This is a genomic window from Paenibacillus amylolyticus (genome assembly GCF_036894225.1).
GTDB classification, from domain to species: Bacteria; Bacillota; Bacilli; order Paenibacillales; family Paenibacillaceae; genus Paenibacillus; species Paenibacillus amylolyticus.
Map to the genome: position 1 here is coordinate 2,344,899 of NZ_CP145892.1, position 18,771 is coordinate 2,363,669.

14 protein-coding genes are annotated in these 18,771 nt (G+C 46.6%); 11 read left to right on the top strand and 3 right to left on the bottom strand.

The features are described 5' to 3' along the window. Nucleotides 1-2: 2 nt before the first annotated feature. Entirely contained in the window at nt 3-650 is a 648-nt protein-coding gene (catA, locus tag V6668_RS10655) for a type A chloramphenicol O-acetyltransferase (RefSeq protein WP_338708365.1), read from the bottom strand. A 231-nt stretch (nt 651-881) separates the two neighbouring features. On the opposite strand from catA, the gene V6668_RS10660 reads away from it, so the two are divergent. The 9 genes from V6668_RS10660 to V6668_RS10700 all read left to right on the top strand — a co-directional run bounded on the left by V6668_RS10660 (nt 882) and on the right by V6668_RS10700 (nt 14,065). Continuing rightward, on the top strand, nt 882-1,442 hold the full coding sequence (locus V6668_RS10660; protein ID WP_076318443.1) for a flavin reductase family protein: 561 nt from the start codon (nt 882-884) through the stop codon (nt 1,440-1,442). A 574-nt stretch (nt 1,443-2,016) separates the two neighbouring features. Next, nucleotides 2,017-4,110: an acyltransferase family protein gene (locus V6668_RS10665; RefSeq protein ID WP_338708367.1), complete on the top strand. Its 2,094-nt coding sequence runs from the start codon at nt 2,017-2,019 to the stop codon at nt 4,108-4,110. A 259-nt stretch (nt 4,111-4,369) separates the two neighbouring features. Continuing rightward, complete coding sequence (locus V6668_RS10670; protein ID WP_338708368.1) at nt 4,370-5,683, top strand: extracellular solute-binding protein; 1,314 nt, start codon at nt 4,370-4,372, stop codon at nt 5,681-5,683. Nucleotides 5,684-5,784: 101 nt separating this feature from the next. Beyond that, the gene (locus tag V6668_RS10675) at nt 5,785-6,666 is read left to right on the top strand and encodes a carbohydrate ABC transporter permease (RefSeq protein WP_036609591.1); all 882 of its coding nucleotides are present in this window, start codon (nt 5,785-5,787) and stop codon (nt 6,664-6,666) included. 36 nt (nt 6,667-6,702) lie between these two features. Further along, on the top strand, nt 6,703-7,557 hold the full coding sequence (locus tag V6668_RS10680) for a carbohydrate ABC transporter permease (RefSeq protein ID WP_235193817.1): 855 nt from the start codon (nt 6,703-6,705) through the stop codon (nt 7,555-7,557). 30 nt (nt 7,558-7,587) lie between these two features. Then, the gene (locus tag V6668_RS10685) at nt 7,588-9,369 is read left to right on the top strand and encodes a cache domain-containing sensor histidine kinase (RefSeq protein ID WP_036670192.1); all 1,782 of its coding nucleotides are present in this window, start codon (nt 7,588-7,590) and stop codon (nt 9,367-9,369) included. Then, nucleotides 9,366-10,952 carry a helix-turn-helix domain-containing protein gene (locus V6668_RS10690; RefSeq protein WP_036670193.1) on the top strand — a complete coding sequence of 529 codons (1,587 nt, stop codon included), beginning with the start codon at nt 9,366-9,368 and terminating at the stop codon, nt 10,950-10,952. Before V6668_RS10685 ends, V6668_RS10690 begins: the two co-directional genes overlap by 4 nt. Before the next feature lie 90 nt (nt 10,953-11,042). Continuing rightward, a complete protein-coding gene (locus V6668_RS10695) occupies nt 11,043-13,619 on the top strand; it encodes a beta-mannosidase (RefSeq protein WP_338708369.1) in 2,577 nt (858 codons plus the stop codon). 215 nt (nt 13,620-13,834) lie between these two features. After that, nucleotides 13,835-14,065, top strand: a complete 231-nt coding sequence (locus V6668_RS10700; protein WP_076208990.1) for a hypothetical protein — start codon at nt 13,835-13,837, stop codon at nt 14,063-14,065. A gap of 117 nt (nt 14,066-14,182) precedes the next feature. Here V6668_RS10700 and V6668_RS10705 read toward each other — a convergent pair whose 3' ends face one another. Next, nucleotides 14,183-15,298 (bottom strand): FAD-dependent monooxygenase, encoded by a 1,116-nt coding sequence (locus V6668_RS10705; RefSeq protein ID WP_338708370.1) that lies wholly within the window; start codon nt 15,296-15,298, stop codon nt 14,183-14,185. Nucleotides 15,299-15,544: 246 nt separating this feature from the next. Here V6668_RS10705 and V6668_RS10710 point away from each other — a divergent pair, with 246 nt between their 5' ends. Next, nucleotides 15,545-16,051 (top strand): MarR family transcriptional regulator, encoded by a 507-nt coding sequence (locus tag V6668_RS10710; protein WP_338708371.1) that lies wholly within the window; start codon nt 15,545-15,547, stop codon nt 16,049-16,051. Nucleotides 16,052-16,149: 98 nt separating this feature from the next. On the opposite strand, the gene V6668_RS10715 is transcribed toward V6668_RS10710, so the two are convergent. Then, complete coding sequence (locus V6668_RS10715; RefSeq protein WP_338708372.1) at nt 16,150-16,449, bottom strand: hypothetical protein; 300 nt, start codon at nt 16,447-16,449, stop codon at nt 16,150-16,152. A gap of 214 nt (nt 16,450-16,663) precedes the next feature. On the opposite strand from V6668_RS10715, the gene V6668_RS10720 reads away from it, so the two are divergent. Further along, a complete protein-coding gene (locus V6668_RS10720; protein ID WP_036609574.1) occupies nt 16,664-18,688 on the top strand; it encodes a Na+/H+ antiporter in 2,025 nt (674 codons plus the stop codon). Nucleotides 18,689-18,771 lie beyond the last annotated feature (83 nt).

Below are 18,771 nucleotides of genomic sequence, written 5' to 3' on the forward strand. Positions count from 1 at the left end.
AACTAACACCAATCTTGGCATCGATCTGCAAGTGATTGCAATTCATTAAATACAACACCAGCATGGTAGCCGTCGCACACGGCGTGATGTAACTGAACGGATAAGGGAAGATATACTTTATCGTTCTGTTGAACATATTTCCCCATCGTGAAAATAGGCAACAAGTAGGTTCCCTCGTTGTAAATATTCAGATTAAATGCCGTAAAGTTCACCCAAGGAATACTGGAAACGGGAAAAGTATTTGGCGGTTCAGTGGGTTTGGCAACAAATTGTTTGTGATCTTTGTAATTCTTCATATCTTCCAGATAACGAATGTGGAACGTCTCGAAATCTTCATGGAATGCTGTCCAGATCGTTGAGAAACTCTTGTTGTCCTCATGAAAAATCGTATAATTCGGAGACATTTCGTCCCAGTAGCCCAATCTCCCCTCGGCATCAAAACAAGTTCGAAATTCCCTGTGTGCATTGACGACCGTAGAGATCATATGAATAAGAGCCGGATAGAACTTCAATCCTTTAAGCTTCAGTTCGTTGATCAATAGAGTGATATCCAGATTAGCAGTTATGCTGTAGGTACATCTGACCTGATTCAAGTAGTGGTCAAAGTATGGCTTTCGATCCCACTGATCTAACACGATTGAATTAAACATAAGTTATAACCTCCTAAATTTGAATAATGGATTTATTTAGGAGGTATATTTGACTGATTTGACCATATCCTATCACATTCCCAGTATCGTATTTTTAGAAATTGACCATTTCAGTATACCATGATAGTGAATATGTCGCTTATAGCGAAATCGTCTGCAAAACGCTTTTTCAACCTGTTTCTTTCCTTTATAATTAAAATTGTCTTTATAACGAAGAAGAGAGGGGATTAGATGCGTCAGCCGATAGAAGAACCTATATTTTATTCTTATCCTGGAATGGTAGCGGTGGTGACTTCACGTCATGAGGGAGTTCAGAATGTGATGGCGTCCGGATGGCATACATACATCGGATCATCACCAGGCGTATACGGCATCTCCCTTCGTAAGGAAACATACTCCTATGAACTCATTGAGAAGAGTGGCGTATTCGGTGTTCATTTCCTGCCAGGTCATCGATCGGAGTGGATTCAAGCTGCAGGAACGTTCAGTGGGAGAGATACGGATAAATTCACAAGATTCGGCATTCCGTATGAGGAAGGAATCAAGGTAAGTGTACCCATTTTGACAGATGCTTATTTTGCTTATGAATGCAAGGTTATGGAGATTACGACATATGGTGACCATGAATGGATTGCAGGCGAAGTATTGCAGCGATATCAGGATCAGAAGTACTTTCTGGAGAATGGAATGGTTGATCTGGAGAAGTTGCAAATTCCAATGTACACAGGGCGTTCAGCATACCGGATCATGGATGCGAGGACAGAAGAAAAGATTCACCCGTTCCACCTCTAGGGTCCTAGGCAAGAAGAAGCAATTATGAGCAAAACTTTCAATCCGGTCTGACATAGGTTTATAATGGATATTGGCTGCTGAGCAAGTCGGCAGCCTTTTGTTATGAATTCAATTGTTTCAATCGATGTGTGCGTGGGTATGCTGGTTTGCGCAAGTGAGACAGGTAATTTTAGCCACTCGATGAAAAGTACTATATTTAACGACAAAATTAGAGTATGATTTTACAGCTATATGAGCTGGCAGGAAAGGTTACATCGGTTTAATCGTTTGTAACTATTCCTGTAAAGTATGAGGCTTATTTCGGGCGTATAATGCTAAACGTGAACTCACGAATGAATATAAAGAATATTTTAATAATTAAACTTAATGGACAGGCAACTCGTCTTCTTTAAGATTATAGAATTCACACAGAATGTCGCATCATCGGATCGTGCTTCGAACAGAAGCTTTTCTTATGTTGTAAATGAAAGATGGAAGGTGCAATACGTATGTTAATGACAACCAGAACGATCAGGAGTTCCTTTATGCCCCCAACACCGATGTTGTTGACTCACAGTAACAAGGAGGGGCATGCATGTCACAATCGTTAAATCGTAAGAGACATATGAACGGACTTGACGGCTTGCGAGCCATCGCTGTACTTGCGGTAATCGCGTATCATCTGAATTTGGATTTTATTCCGGGCGGACTGCTCGGTGTAGGTATATTTTTTGTTCTCTCGGGATATTTAATTACAGATATTCTCGTGTCACAGTGGCAGGAACATGGACGCATTTCACTCGGTGATTTCTGGGTAAGACGGGTAAGGCGTTTGCTTCCAGGCATGCTGACCATGACAGCTGTGGTGATGATCTGGTTGGCTTGTACAGATCCATCCCGGCTTGCTGCACTTCGTGGTGATATCGTTTCGGGTGTATTATACATAAGCAATTGGTGGTATATCTTTCACAACGTTTCCTATTTCGAAAGTTTTGGCCCTCCATCACCGTTTGGACATTTCTGGTCACTGGCTGTGGAAGAGCAATTTTATCTTATATGGCCTCTTCTACTGATCGCAGCAATCGTAGTGTTCAAAAGAAAGGGATGGCTGGTCGTTTTCATTGTCGTCGCAGCTGAATTATCTGCTGGCGCAATGGCCATCATGTATAATCCGGATTTGGACCCGAGCCGTGTATATTATGGAACAGACACGCGGGCATTTGCACTGCTTGCTGGTGCTGCGCTTGCCGTGGTATGGCCTAGTCGCAAGCTATCGAACTCTCTGTCTGGCATGATCCGGCTTGTGCTCGATGTGTCGGGACTTGCTGCGCTCGCTTTGTTAATCTACATGATGCTGAACAGCAGTGAATACGATCCGTTTCTGTATCAAGGGGGCATGGTGCTTCAGGCTATCGCAACAACGTTGCTGGTAGCGGTGTTGGCTCACCCATCGTCTTTACTGGCACGTATCATTGGCGCGAAGCCATTACGCTGGATCGGAGAGCGATCCTACGGATTATATCTGTGGCATTATCCTGTCATTATGTTAACCAATCCCGCGGTGGATACGGGAGGAGCACATCCTGTACGAATCATTTTACAGGTTGCTGTAACGGTTGTACTGGCCTCATTGTCCCTTAAATATATTGAAAATCCGATTCGGTACAATGGATTCCGTGATTCTTGGTCCCGATTATGGGGAAGAGGGCGGTCATCGATCGGTATACGTAACGTATGGTGGAAGCGGGCAGGTCTGTTGATGACGATTCTGCTGTTGTCCTATACGGTATCTCAGATGATGGTCTCACATGCAGCGAACTCCGACTCCCATTCGGTATCGATGTCCAACACATTAAATGGAGAGAATTCCGTAGCGGAGGAACAGGGACAGGATGTGTTGCCAGCTATTACAGGAACGTCAGGCTCTGGCCAAAAGAACGATGCTCATACCCATAAACCGGAAGCAGGAACGAAAGATGATCCGGGGAAAAATGAGAAGCCAACAGGAGAGCCTGCTCCAGACTCAAAACCTGACGACCAAGACAATTCAGTGAATGCTGGCAAGGACGGTCAGTCTGAAGATAAGCCGGCTGATGACTCCGTGACGAACGAGAATGATACACCGGATGACGCCGGATCGAATCAATCCGATAATACGGATCATACGGATGATGCACCTGATTTATCTCAGGACAATGAAGAAACGGCTCCTCCTGCTCAGGATGGCAAGGTTCATTATACCGTCATTGGAGATTCGGTGATTTTGGATGCAAAACCGTATCTGGAGCAAAGTATATCAGGAGTGTATGTGGACGGACATGTCGGTCGTCAGATGTGGCAGGCAGGCGATGTATTGGAAGGTCTGAAGCAAAACAACCAAATGGGCAGCAAAGTGGTGCTGGAGCTCGGGACGAATGGTTCCTTTAACTCCAAAAACTTGAATGCTGTGCTTGATTATCTGAAGGATGAGGATCAGGTATATCTGGTTACTGTGCGCGTACCTCGTCCGTGGGAACGAACGGTGAACAGGGCGTTGAATGAGGCAGCATCCAAATACAGCAATGTCTCGTTAATTGACTGGAACAGTGCAAGTGAGGGACATGACGAATATTTTGAAAAAGATGGCGTACATCTCACTACGCAAGGGTCCGAAGCTTTTGCAGAACTGGTGAAGAACAGTATCCAATAATACGCAATCCATATTTAATACGTTTTAGCAATTATTCATTATATATATAGCCTGGGGTGAAGCTACCGACGGCTGCAACAAGAAAGAGCTCTCATTGTGAGGGCTCTTTTTATATGTTATGAACAATAAGTCAGCAAAGTAAATTCCAAACAGGGGAACCGATATTTTTCACCCCTGCATCCGTGGATCGTCACCTTACGGTATGATAGCGTTACCATTTACAATAAGTGTATTCAAATCGCCGAGGGGGATTATAGAGATGTTGAAAAAATGGCTTTCAGGTTTCCTGGCAATAACATTGTTCTCCATTATTCTGGCTGGCTGTGCTGGCGGGGACACTTCAGAAGGAGGTAGCGGCAACGACAAAGTAACCGTCACACTCTGGCACAACTGGACCGGACAGGACGCAAAGGCGGTTGCGATGCGCAAAATAATTGAAGATTTTCGCGCGGCGCATCCAGATATCGAAGTTGTGGATGAAGGCCTGCCAACAGATGGTCTCAAAACCCGGCTTCGTACGGTGGCAGCTGCCAATGAGATGCCAGACCTGTTCGTGATGTGGCCAGATGCCATGACTAAGGAATTTGTCAAAGGGGATCTGTTACAGCCCATTAATGCAGAGCTGGACGCAAAGCCGGAGTGGAAAGACAACTTTATCCCGAATGCACTGGATGGATACACTGTGGACGGGAATATCTACTCCGTGCCGATGAATCTGGCGCCAAGTTCCTTCATTTATTACAATGAAGCCCTTTTCAAACAGTACAACGTAAAAGTACCTGAGACATGGGCGGAACTGGAACAAGCGATTGCTACTTTTAATCAAAATAAAGTCATTCCCATGGCACTTGGCAACAAGGCCAACTGGGTAGCTCAATCAACGATATTCAGTACACTGGCTGATCGGATTACCGGCACAGACTGGTTCCTGAAAGCGGCAGCACAAGAGGGTGCTAGCTTTACCGATCCACAATTTATTGAAGCCTTGAACAAGATGCAGGAGCTTGGCAACACCAAAGCATTCCAAGATGGATTCAACAGTATCGATGAGACACAGATGATGCAGCTTTATTTCCAAGGTAAGGCAGCGATGGTCATGAACGGCGGATGGGCCTTGGCAAATCTGGTGAACAATGCACCTGAAGAGGTGTTGAACAACACACATATTACGATTCTTCCTCCAGTGGACGGAGGTCAGGGTGAACCAAGAACAACATCCGGTGTAGTAGGAACCGGGTTGGGTGTAAGTAAAAAGCTGAGCGGTCCGCAAAAAGAGGCAGCGATGGAGCTGTTCTATGCGCTGGCAGGACCTGATGGTCAGAAGGCCACATTGGATAGCAGCACATTGGTGAGTTACAAGATTGATCTGGACAAAACCAAAGCACATCCATTGTTCGTAGAATTATATGATCTGATGCAAGAAGTGAAGATCACGCCAGTATACGATTCCAAGCTGGGATCGGCAACGGTTGAGGTTATTAATAATGCATTGCAAGAGTTGCTAATGGGCGGCAAGGCTGAAGACATTGCAGCCAAAATTCAGGCGGCTCAAGCCAATGCAGTTAGTCAGTAACCATTCGTTAAAACCCCTTCCCGGCAGGGGAGGGGTTTTAAGTATGAATGGAATAGTCAGTTGCAAGTTGGTAAAGGCATTTATCGAAGGGAAGTGAACAGATGAACGCACTGCGCAGTCGGCGTTTTATTATGCTGGGGCTGGCCCCGGCAGTCATCATTTATGCATTGTTTGTATTTGTACCGGTCGTGTGGTCGGCATACTACGGTTTCTTCAACTGGTCCGGCATCGGCGCATCCAAATATATTGGTATGGATAATTACGTGGAGATCTGGCATGATCCTGTATTTTGGCGGGCACTGAAAAATAACGTTATTTTTGTATTGGCATCGGTGTTTGGACAAATTCCGTTAGCGTTGATGTTGGCGGTCATATTACACAAAAGCAATCCATTACAGCGGTTTCTGCGCTCAGCCGTATTTCTGCCGATGGTGTTATCCACTGTCGTTATCGGTATGATCTGGCAGTATATCTATCATCCGCAGATCGGGATATTGAACTTTCTGCTGGACGCTCTGGGGCTGGAAAGTTGGAAGCTGCAATGGCTTTCCGATGACAAGATTGCCATTTTCTCATTGGTACCGCCGCTGCTCTGGAGCTTTGTCGGGTTGTATCTGATTATCTTTATCTCGGCACTACAGAATATTCCAGGCGAGATTCATGATGCTGCCAAAATAGACGGTGCTTCAGGAATCCGGAAACTGGTATCGGTCTCTTTGCCCATAATCTGGGGTACGGTTCAGGTAGCGATCATTCTATGTATTTCGGGTAGTCTGAAATCATTTGATCTGGTCTACATCATGACCAAGGGTGGTCCGGCACATGCGACGGAACTGCTTGCAACGTATATGTACAATTCAACCTTTACAACATACCGATATGGTTTTGGTAGTGCGATCTCCACAACCATCGTACTGATCTCTCTGCTGCTGATCGGAACAAGCCAGTGGCTAACTAGTCGCAAACGAAAAGAGAATCAATAGAGAGGAGGAGTTATCATGCGCGTGACACCTGTATCCATGCCATCACCACAAAGCAGCTCGGGCCATCCGATTCGCCGTCTACGTAGCGGAATTGTTTGGACGCTGCTAACGGTCTATGGTATTTTAACATTGTATCCGTTCTACTGGCTCGTGATTAGTGCATTCAAAACAAATGAAGATTTCTATAGCAGGCCCTTTGGTCTGCCGGAAAACTGGAATGTTGCCAATTTCAGCAATGCATGGGAAAGCTCCAGGCTGGGAACCGCTTTTGGCAATTCACTAATTGTATCGGTGGGATCACTTATTCTGACGCTGTTTATTGCAGCGCTGGCTTCATTCATCCTGGCTCGTTTCCAGTTTCGCTGGAAAGGGTTGATCATGACCTTCTTTGTTGTTGGTATGCTCATTCCGATCCATAGTACACTTGTCCCCTTATTTATTTTAATGAAACAGATGTCCTTGCTAAATACGTACTGGGCCTTAATATTACCTTATACGGCTTTTGCATTGCCTACGGCTATTTTTGTGCTTACGGCTTATCTGACAAGTGTTCCACGTGATATTGAAGAGGCAGCTTTTATTGATGGAACAGGACTTTGGGGGCTGTTTACCCGGATCATGTTACCCATGTCTGTACCTGCGTTGTCAACGGTTACGATCCTGAGTTTCCTGCATGCGTGGAATGACTTTTCATTTGCGCTTGTATTCATCAACAAAACCGGATTGAAAACGTTACCGCTGGCCATTGCGAACTTTGCGGATGGGTATCAAACCGATTACGGATTAACGCTTGCTGCCATGACCCTATCGGTCATTCCAACCATTATCTTGTATCTCATATTCCAGGAACAAGTTATGAAAGGCATGACAGCAGGAGCTGTCAAAGGATAAGCGAAAGCGCATCCAGAGGAGGAGAAACGTTTGGCACGCTGGCTCACATCTTCGTTACAAAGGAAGCTATCGGTCGTCGTGACGGCTTCAATGATTGTGCCATTGCTGGCGTTGGGTCTGTTCGCCTTTCTGATCTCTTCCCGCATTACAGAGCAAAAAACAAAGCTGTCCGGCATGGATACGCTGAAACAGGTGGAAGCGAATCTTCGTTATATGTTACAAGATGCCGAGAACCTATCGATTTTTCTGATTGGAGAACGGGACATCCAGCAGTATCTTAGCCACAATGAAGATCATGAGCTGGACCGGGTGGATATCCTGGGCAGGATGACCAATCTGGCTGCTTCCAAGAAATATATTGCGAACATCGCCATATATCCAAGCCGATTCGATGCCACATTGTCTACGGCTACCTGGTATGAATCCAATAATTCAAGCTTATCTTATCCACCAGTGCCGAGCGGTGAAGCAGTGAAAAAATGGACGGGGGTATACCCGGTGCAGAATTACGCGGGTATTCAAAATGTGATCACATTGGTTCGGCCAATCCGTAGTATCCATGATTATCGACCCATCGGCTGGTTAGCCATTAGTCTGGATGAGAAGGCCATATCCAAGGGATGGGCGGCTCTGGGATTAGGCAGAGGGCAAGGCAGACTGGAGCTCATCGGCAGTTCTGGAGAGATTCTGTCTTCGATGGACAAATCTCGGCTTGGACTTAAGCTGGAAGGTGTCGAACCAGGGATTTCGACGTTAATTCAGGATGGCGGTAGCGGAACCACCACGTATGGCAGTGGTGACGATAAACGGACGTTGCTCTATTATCCGGAAGAATTGACGGGGTGGACGTTGGTTGGAACAGTCCCATACGACCAGTACAAGTCCGAGAATCGGTACATTCTTATTCTAACCGGCTGCGCCGTTGCCATGTCTGCTGTGATCAGTGCTGGCTTGGTCTGGTTTACGGTGCGGCGTGTGACGAGGCCGCTTCGTGTGCTTACCCGGCATCTGTCCCGAATTGATCCGGAACGCCCGCTTCCTCTGTTTCGATCTGAAAGTGATGACGAGATTGGCAGGCTTGGGGAGAGTTACAATCTGCTCGGTGCACATATTCAGTTATTAAAGGAAGAGGTTATTCGAGGTGAAGCTCGCAAAAAAGAAGCGGATCTTCGGGTGCTTCAGGCGCAGATTAATCCGCACTTCCTATATAACACGCTCTCTTCAATTCATTGGATTGCCTTGATGTCTGAAGAGAAGCGGATTGCGGATATGGTTGAGGGCCTAAGTGATTTTCTACGTATCAGCTTGAACAATGGTCAGGATTACTGCCCTGTGGAACAGGAGATTGCTCATATTCGCCATTATGTGCGTGTGCAGTCGATTCGTTTCCCTGATCAATTTGTGTTGCATTATATCGTAGATCCAGCGCTTGAGAAGCGAATGATGCTGAAGTTATTGCTGCAACCGCTTGTTGAGAACGCCATGATTCATGGCATTCAGCCCAAAGCAGGCGTGGGTACCATCACTATAATGATTCGCAAGGACCCGGATAATGAACAGATGAATGTGCTGGTGCTGGATGATGGTGTCGGCATGGAGCAGGACATGCTGGAACAATTAAGGATAAGCATTAGGGAATGGAAGGGAAAACAGCCGGAAAAACAGCTAAACCAAGGCGGTTATGGGCTCTGCAATGTAAATGAGAGACTGCTGCTCCATTATGGAGCGGATGCACAGCTTGAAGTAGACAGCAGGGTTGGGGGAGGTACCCGGATTTCGTTTTCCATTCCAATCTTGGAGGGTTCGTCATGAGACTATTAATTGTTGATGATGAAGTGATTATCCGTACAGGGCTTGCCAGCGTTATCGCGTGGCATGAACTCGGAATTGAACTTCTTCAACCTGCTGCCTCGGCAGAGGAGGCGTTAACACGTTTGGCTGAGGAACGTCCACATATCCTGATGACGGATATTCGGATGACAGGCAGATCAGGGCTGGAACTGGCAGAAGAGGGTCTGAAATTGTTACCTGAGCTGGAGGTCATTATTTTGTCCGGATACGATGACTTTTCTTATGCCCAACAGGCGATTCGCCAAGGTGTTACAGATTATCTGCTCAAAACAAGCAAGCCGGAAGAGATCATCAAAACCGTATTACAGGCCAAACAGCGAATCACGGAACGTTGGGCAGAGAAGTCCAGAGAGGGCCAGCTTATGCGGGAGAATCGAGAGCGGTTATTTGCCGGGTGGATCATTGATGGTGACACCGCTTCGGGCCATTTTCCTTCATTCTTGCGATCTGATGCTGGAAAAGAGGCAGGGGTTGTTGGCCTTGATGATGAACAGATTCTCAGACAAGTCATTATTCTTCGAGCAGAGGGTTGGGATCGATCCTCGGATGCGCTATTACGATTTGCGGTGCAGAATACCCTGGAGGATATGTTACCTGGTGCCATTGCTCATGTAGAGAAACAGCAAATTATCTGTGTAGTTTCATGGCCGCCTGTAGAACATGAAACTACGTTCAGGCTGGAGAGTGCATTACGTCGGGTGGAGCAATTACTGAAGTGCACCCTGCGAGCAGCGGTAGGTCTGCCTATGCGTGGATATGCAGATCTGCACGAAAGCTATAGAACTGCTTCAGCTGCCTTCCGATATCGGGGTTTGATGGATTATAAAGTATGGCATTATGAGCACGTTCAGGATCGCCAAGGTGGTAAAACTGTACTTACGCACGAAGCGGAGACCAGACTTGGTACAATATTGCTGGATAATGATTCAGTCACGTTAACGACATGGACGCGGGAACTTGTGGCTAATCTGATTACAGAACCGGAGGTCACACCAGAATCGTTCAATGCTTGTCTGCACTCGGCCGTCATTGCAGGTCATCGCTGGCTGACTCGCACAATGCGAGCCACAGGGCGTGAAGAACCCGCAAGGCTCGAGCCCTGGTTGCCGGAACCAGATGCCGAAGCTGCGGAGCTCGGGGATATGTTGTTCCATCATCTGTATGGTCTGATGCATGTCTATCATAGCCGAATGGGTCAGGGACAGGCTACCCATGTGCAGAAGGCTATCGGTTATATTGAATCATCATTGGCGCAGGATATTAATCTGCAGCAGGTAGCTGGACATGTTCATTTACATCCGGGTCACCTCAGTGAACTGTTTAAAAAAGAAATGGGTGTGACCTTCGGAGATTTTGTCACCGATATGCGTATACGAAGAGCGATGGATATGCTCGCGGTGTCTCCAGCGAAGGTTAGTGAAGTCGCTGCAATCAGCGGCTACGAGGACGTGAAATATTTTAGCAGACTGTTCAAAAAACATACCGGCAAGACCCCGAGTGAATATCGCGAAGAGGCGTTGTCGTTCAAGCCTTCGGGAAGTTAGAAATGAGCAGATTAGGAAACATGTCTTGCCTTATTGCAAACGTTTTCGATATGGTATTACTCAGGGTTATTGGAGAGTGAGGGCATACGGATGAAGACCTATAGTTCAAGTCAGGATTTATCGGGACAATGGAAGATACAACATTTTGAAGTTGGAGAGAAGCGGGCAATGGATGTGGCAGCAGCTGCGCTGGATGACCGTTTCTGGATCGGGGCTGAAGTGCCTGGCGATGTACATGCTGCACTGGTTGAGCGCAGTATCATTGATCCGCCCTATTACGGACATAATGATGCCAAAAGTCGCTGGATTGAGCAAAAGGAATGGTGGTACCGCACAACCTTCAATCTGGTGAGCGATGCAGAGACAGAGGAGCACTTTGAATTAGTGTTCGAAGGATTGGATACGTTTGCAACGATATATGTCAACGGCCATGAGGTCGGGAAAACGGCCAATATGCTTATGTCACATACGTTTAATGTAACGTCTCTGGTATGCAGCGGCTGGAATGCGATTGCTGTCAAGTTTGATCCGCTTCACCTGCATCACCGGGACAAAGAAACCTTTGACTGGTCCTCGTATACGAAGGAACGGCCATGGTTGCGAAAAGCAGCGATGAATTTTGGCTGGGACTGGGGTCCACGCATGGTTACGGTGGGGATCTGGGGTGCGGTAAGGCTGGAAAAACGAACAATCGCCAAGCTGGAAAATGTGTATGCTCGTACGGAATCAGTCAGTTCAGAGTTGGCAGTCTTACATGTCACAGCGGATGTGAAGTCGGTCTTGTCTTACCGTAGCAGACAGAAACGTGAGCAGGCTGTGGTTGCGACCTGTAATGTTCGTCTGTTGGATCGCAGTGGACACGAGGTGGCAGGTGTCACTGAACTACCCGTAGAGGGTGGTATAGCAGATACCACATTAAACGTTACGTCACCTCAGTTATGGTGGACTCATGATCTGGGTGAACCTTATCTGTATATGCTGGAGGTTACATTATTCGCAAATGGCGTTGAAGTGGATCGTTATAGCGAGCCTTATGGGTTACGAACGATTGAGCTGGCTCTTCACAATGAACGGGGTGAAGATGCATTTACTTTTATTCTGAACGGAGTCAAAGTATATGCCAAGGGTGCCAACTGGATCCCGGCTGATCATCTGATTGGCGCCATCCCAAACTCTCGGTATCGTGAGCTTGTCGAGCTGTCGGTGGAAGGGCATATGAACATGCTGCGTGTCTGGGCTGGTGGTATATATGAGAAGGATGTCTTCTACGATGAGTGTGATCGGCAAGGGGTGTTGGTGTGGCAGGATTTTGCATTCGCGAATGCACTGTTCCCGGATTTCAATCGTGATTTCATGGATAATGTACGGCAAGAGGTAGAAAACAATGTCTTACGTCTGCGTAACCGTGCCTCGCTTGCCCTCTGGTGTGGGAATAATGAAATAGATTGGCTCTATGATATGAAGTCTGCAAGTGGAGATATTACCAGTCCGTTCTACGGCGAACAGATATATCATGAGCTAATCCCTGAAGTGCTGGAGCGCTTGGATCTGTCTCGTCCGTACTGGCCTTCTTCGCCGTTCGGCGACAGCAACGGTCAGGATGCGAATGACCCGGATGTGGGGGATCGCCACAATTGGCAGGTATGGCATGGTTCGGTCTATCCAAGGAAGCATGGAGAGCCGCCGCTGCTGGACTACAGTATTGAAGGTGTAACGTTCAAAAATTATAAAAAGGATCATGCGCTGTTCAGCAGTGAATTTGGTATGCACGCCTCGGCAAATCGTTACACACTGGAGAAAAATATGCCCGCAGGGCAGTTTTACTGGGGCAGTCCGGAGATGGCCTATCGTAACAAAGATACCAATCACCAGAAAGGTATTCTGCTTATGGAGGGTTACACAGGCATTCCGCAAGATATAGAAGAGTATATGAACTACTCCATGCTTACTCAAGCAGAAGGGCTGCGATATGGAATTGAACATTTCCGACGCATGAATCACCGCAACAGCGGAGCTCTTGTATGGCAATTGAACGATAGTTGGCCAGGAACAAGCTGGTCCATGATTGATTATGAACTGCTGCCGAAAGCATCCTTTTATTATGGGAAAATATTCTTTCATCCTGTCCTGTTGTCACTGGAGCATGAGCCGGGGGAGCCGCTTGCATTGTGGGTTGTGAACGATACACGTGACGTCTTGAAAGGGGAGCTTCGACTCAATGTCTATGCATTTGATGGAGAGAAGATCTACTCCAGCTCACGTGCTGTTGAAGTAACATCCCAATCCTCACGGTGTATTGTTGAATTAACTGAAGTAGAGGTGTTACAGGGTAGACGCGCGGAGGAAGTAATGGTTGAGTTGGTATCCGAAGGATTTGCGGCACCGAGTAATCGTTACTTCTTGCGTGATCCTAAGGATGTGACGGTGCCAGAGTCGCAATTGAGCGTACATGTGAACGAGGAGGAGCAGTCTGTTACGGTTACGGCCAGTGGTGGGATTGCACGATTGGTGAAGCTGGAGCTTCCCCTTGGGCGTGTCCGATTCAGTGACAATTATTTCGATCTGCTCCCCGGTGAGAGCCGAACAGTGAGACTACGTCATCCAGAGCAAACGTCTCTGCCTCTGACGGAACTTCGAGTTAGTGCCATGAACGGCAGAGAAGGATAAAATAATAATCACAGACTTCGAATCTTATTCGAGGTTCAAGGTGGTAATCCTGAGCAGGGATGCCACCTTTTTTACTTTTGCAGCAGGGTGAGTTCCTGTCGTTGTGTCAGGTGGTTTAGTCCTTATTCCACAAGCGAAACTTCCAATCGGGTTCACATCTTGAATCATTAAGGTTAGAATGATATAGAGAAATCGTTTTCAAAGGAGGTGGATTCATGTCATTTGTCTTTTATCCGGAGATGGTTATATTCATTCTGATGTTGATCCTGCTGATTATTGGTATTGTATATATCGTTCGTAAAAGCAAACAAGTATTACGCCGCTTAAGCAATCTGGAGAAAGCAGTATATGAAAAAGATAACATCTCATCCTATCCGAAGGACGTTGATACTGTACAAGAAGGAGCACCCAGAGAAGACACGTTTGCTCCACGCAAACGAAAATGAAGAAGGATACGGAATTACATAAAAAAGATAAACCAACAAACCAAACAGCCGATTCTTCTCTATGAGGAAGTGATCGGCTGTTTGGGCATATAGGCATTTTATCTGTATTAACTGGGTTTAGAGAAAGGATTCATACCGCTGTTGGAAAGAGGATTCCATCTCCACTTGTCGTGCAAGTTGCTGCTGTACCTTTGCACCGCGAATCGTCTGAAGTTCCTGAAGTTGTGCAGTGGAACTGAATTGATCTGCAGCCATTTGGACAAGTAATTCGGAGAGCACATCCGCATCTTCGAGCGCGGCATTAAGTCCAAACGCACCGGTTGGGGTCATGGTATGAGCGGCATCACCGATGAGTACAACATTGTCCTGTGCCCACGACGGGCAATAGCTGCTTTCGACAGATAACAGAACAAAATCACTCCAGCTCTGAATGTTGGCAGCTACTGAATCAGACAGGCAAGGAAAAGCAGATACAAGTTTATCTACAAAAGGCGCAATCGGCTGCTCTCGCAGCTTGGAGTATGCTCCCTCGGGAATGTTCCATCCAATCTGAACATAACCGCCGAACTGTGAGAACAGTGCGAGCTGTTGACCATCCATGCTGGCCATTCGAACAGCGGGTTCCCAACCTACGGGTGCCGGAATGCGTGCCCAGAGCAGATCATACCCATGCTTACGAATCTCCGGGGTCATACCGGAATGTTTGCGTACAGCAGAGTATCTGCCATCAGCACCCACAATTACAGATGCTTCAATGGAGGCAGGAACACCCTTCTGCCGAATGTTAATACCCACGACCTGGCCGTTCTTGTCTCGTAACAAACCGGTCATAATCGTATTGAATAGTACTTGTTCGTTTGAATTGTGCTGCTGAGCATGCGACACGATGGCTTCCAGGAGATGATCTTGGGGTACATGAATACCAACATGAGATTCTCCATTGCCTGGTGATACCGTATGAATAATCTGCCCATTTTCCCAATACTGAATCTGTTCCAAGAGCAGCGCTCCTCGTTCCTGAATGAGGGAATAGAGGGCGTGTTTATTCAAAATGGCTTCGCCATCCACATTAAGCAACTCCCCGCGAAACGACTTGTGCAGGTGGGGCTGCCGCTCAATGAGCATTGTGGAGATTCCTTTTTGATTCAGTAAATAAGAAAGCAAAGCACCGCCAGGTCCCGCGCCGACGATGCAAACGTCCGTTTTGAGTTGTGATTGTGTATTCTGATTCATGTGCATAAGTCCCTTGCATTATAATGGTGACGCTTTATTTACTTTATAACAACAGATTTATTAAAATCATTAAGTAACTAAAAGTAACTTTAAAGATATAGGTTATTATAAACAAACCCGTTGCCATAATGCAATAGGCGAAACCCAAAATAAAACAAGAGTCTTGCAGCCAACGATAGGGTGTCGGATACAAGCGCATTTTTCACAAACATCATAGTGTAAATATGTTACAATATAAGGTAGGTTATGATGAAAGGCGGAGGAACGTTTATGAGCCCGGATACGGAGCGAAACTCTCAATTGGCAAATGTAGATCAATTGTTGGAGGCCTTCTTCAGATATAAAAACAAAGTATTGGATCAGCAGCAGAAGACCGAAACCAACTGTAAACTGAATCCGACAAAAAGTCATATATTGGGCATGATTTTACGTGAAAAACGTTGCATGGCGGTTGATGTGGCCAGACAACTCAGTTTGACTTCCGGCGCAACCACCATTGTACTGAATCAACTGGAGACGGAAGGGTTGATCCAGCGGGTGCGCAGTGAAGAAGACCGGAGAATTGTGTGGCTGTCCTTAACGGATGAAGGCGCGCAGCTTGCCAAGACACTTAATGCGAATCGTGGCCGAATGACGTGGGAATTGTTGCAAGCACTTTCCGAAGAGGAGCAACAGCAGATGTTTGGCATGCTGAAGAAAATTGAACTGAAACTGCTGGAGAACATGAAGTCGTTTGAGCAGATCCACCGGTAGTCCATAATATGACTTGATTCCTTGAAGACGTCAGTCCTCATGAGTTCGTCCCTAATTGCGGGGGGATGAACCTTGAAGACTGGCGTTTTTGAGTTGGTTTACAAATGAAAGCGAACCACATGATCTGTCATGCCTTCTTGGATCAAAATTTCTTTTTGCTTGCTGCCCATCAGGTCAAAGTGGGGAAAGGGCTGCCGCCGATGAATGTATCGCGGGTCCAACCCATGATCGTTGCACCAACGTTCGAGACGTTCCAGATCTGCACAGCCAACTTTGGTGACACTGGTGATAGCGGGAAATCGGTTGTCAATCCAGAAATGAGTGAGGTACGCAATCTCACCCCGAGCCACTTGTTCTTTCCACGCAGCAAGCTCTTGTCGTTTAATTCCAAATGCCATAGATGCAAGTTCCTTTCCAAACGGGTATTGTCCTGAGCATATTGTAACATCTTATATACAGAATCCATCAGAATTCTTTCATTCAGACTAGTCTGAAGCCAGTTGAATGGGTATATGAATATGACAACATTTTTATAATAAAGGTTGGATTATGTTAAAATAAACCTATACAACAAAGGTTTCACCACTTCTATAGCGGAAAGGGATTGTCATCATGGAAATATTTATTGCCGTACTTGTGTTACTGGTACTGATTGGTTTATCCAATATTTTAAACCGGTTTGTACCCTTTATTCCCATTCCGCTCATTCAAATCGTGCTTGGTGTAGCTATAGCTTTGCTTCCCGCAGGTGTTCACCTGCCGTTGAATCCGGAATTGTTCTTTGTACTGTTCATCGCTCCTTTGTTATACAACGATGGTAAGCGAACGCCAAGGAATGAATTATGGAATCTGCGTGCACCGATACTTCTGCTTGCACTAGGGCTTGTATTCGTGACGGTGGTCGTGGCGGGATATGCCATTCACTGGCTGATTCCTTCGATTCCGTTACCTGCTGCTTTTGCTCTTGCAGCCATACTGTCCCCGACAGATGCTGTGGCCGTTGGCGCCATGGCGGGCCGGGTACATTTGCCCAAAGGCATACATAGGCTTCTTGAAGGTGAAGCATTAATGAATGATGCATCTGGCCTCGTGGCCTTCAAATTCGCAATTGCAGCCACAGTTACAGGTGTATTTTCCCTGGCGAATGCAACCTTCAGTTTTATTCTGATTGCGATTGGCGGACTTCTTGTCGGGGCATTGTTATCTTTTCTGTTAATCAGGCTAGGGGTATGGATCCGTAGACTGGGCATGGAAGATGTGACCATTCACATGCTGCTGCAAATCCTGACGCCATTTATCATCTATCTGGTGAGTGAAGAAATTGGGGTATCAGGTATTCTAGCGGTAGTGGCAGGCGGTATTATCCACGCCATTGAGCGTGACCGCGCTGAATCGGTTCAGTTGAAAATGCAGGTGGTATCTGCGAGCACATGGTCAGTCATTTTATTTATACTAAATGGTCTGGTGTTTGTTATTTTGGGTGTACAGGTACCGGATGTGTTGAGTACCATCTTTGAAAATGTTTCGTTTAATAATCTGCAGGTGTTGGGATATGTGGGCTTGATCTCGGTGCTACTGCTGGTTCTACGTTTTCTCTGGATCTATCTGTTCTGGCAAGGGAATGAATTGCTGCGTACCAAATCCTCTATTGGCCGGCCCAGATTCAAGGATATTACGATCATTTCCCTCTCTGGGGTGCGGGGGGCTGTAACATTGGCGGGTGCGTTCTCCATTCCTTATGTGCTTCAGGATGGATCACCTTTCCCTGAACGGGATCTGATTATTTTCCTCGCGGCAGGAGTTATCCTCTTTTCCCTGATTGCGGCGAGCGTGTTTCTTCCAGTTCTGGCCAAGGACGATGGGAAATCCACAGAAGAAACACCGCAGAAGTCAGAACGAAAAGCACATGACATTATGCTGAATGCGGCAATACGAGCTGTCAAATCCGAAATGAACGATGAGAACAAAGCTGCGGCACTCGCGGTTGTCTCCGACTTGTCCAAGTACATCAGACAGGCCGCAGGTCAGCTTACCGCCGATAAACGCAAAGATATTCAAAAACAAGAAACGGCTATTAACCTGATTGCCACCCGGGCGGAGCGTAAAGAAGTTGAAGTAATGTTAGACGAAAATGCAATTGCTTCTGATGCGGCCTTCAAATGTGACAGCTGGCTGGATCGCAAGGAAATGATGCTGGCGAATCGCGCAAACACTCAGTTCATGACCTCGATCAGCGAGATCGGGCGTGTGTTAGGACATCTGTTCACCAACCGGTCCCAGAAGCCGAATCAACCATTCATGCTTGAAAATGCAGAACTGTTCCGTCAGGTGAAGCTGCGCACCTCTGAAGCAGCAATTAAGGCTATTCGTGCCCATATGAATGATGGGAATCGTGTCGTCGCACTGTCGGTCATTGCCAAGTATGAGCGTGTAATTGCCAAATTGCGCACCTGGAACCAGGGTAAAACGGAAGATCCGTTTAATCAGGAGAAATTGGAGTTGCAGATGGTGGCGATTCAGGAACAGCGTAATACAGTGCAACAACTGTATGAAAACGGCGAAATCACCCGTGATGTGGCTGCAAAACTGCGCCGGTTTATTAACGACGTGGAAGCAACTGCGCTCAAAAACACCTAACCCGATAAATCCGATATTTTAAATATGCTAAACGGTTTGATATAATATGGGACAAGAAAGACGTTACAACTAAATTGTACTTA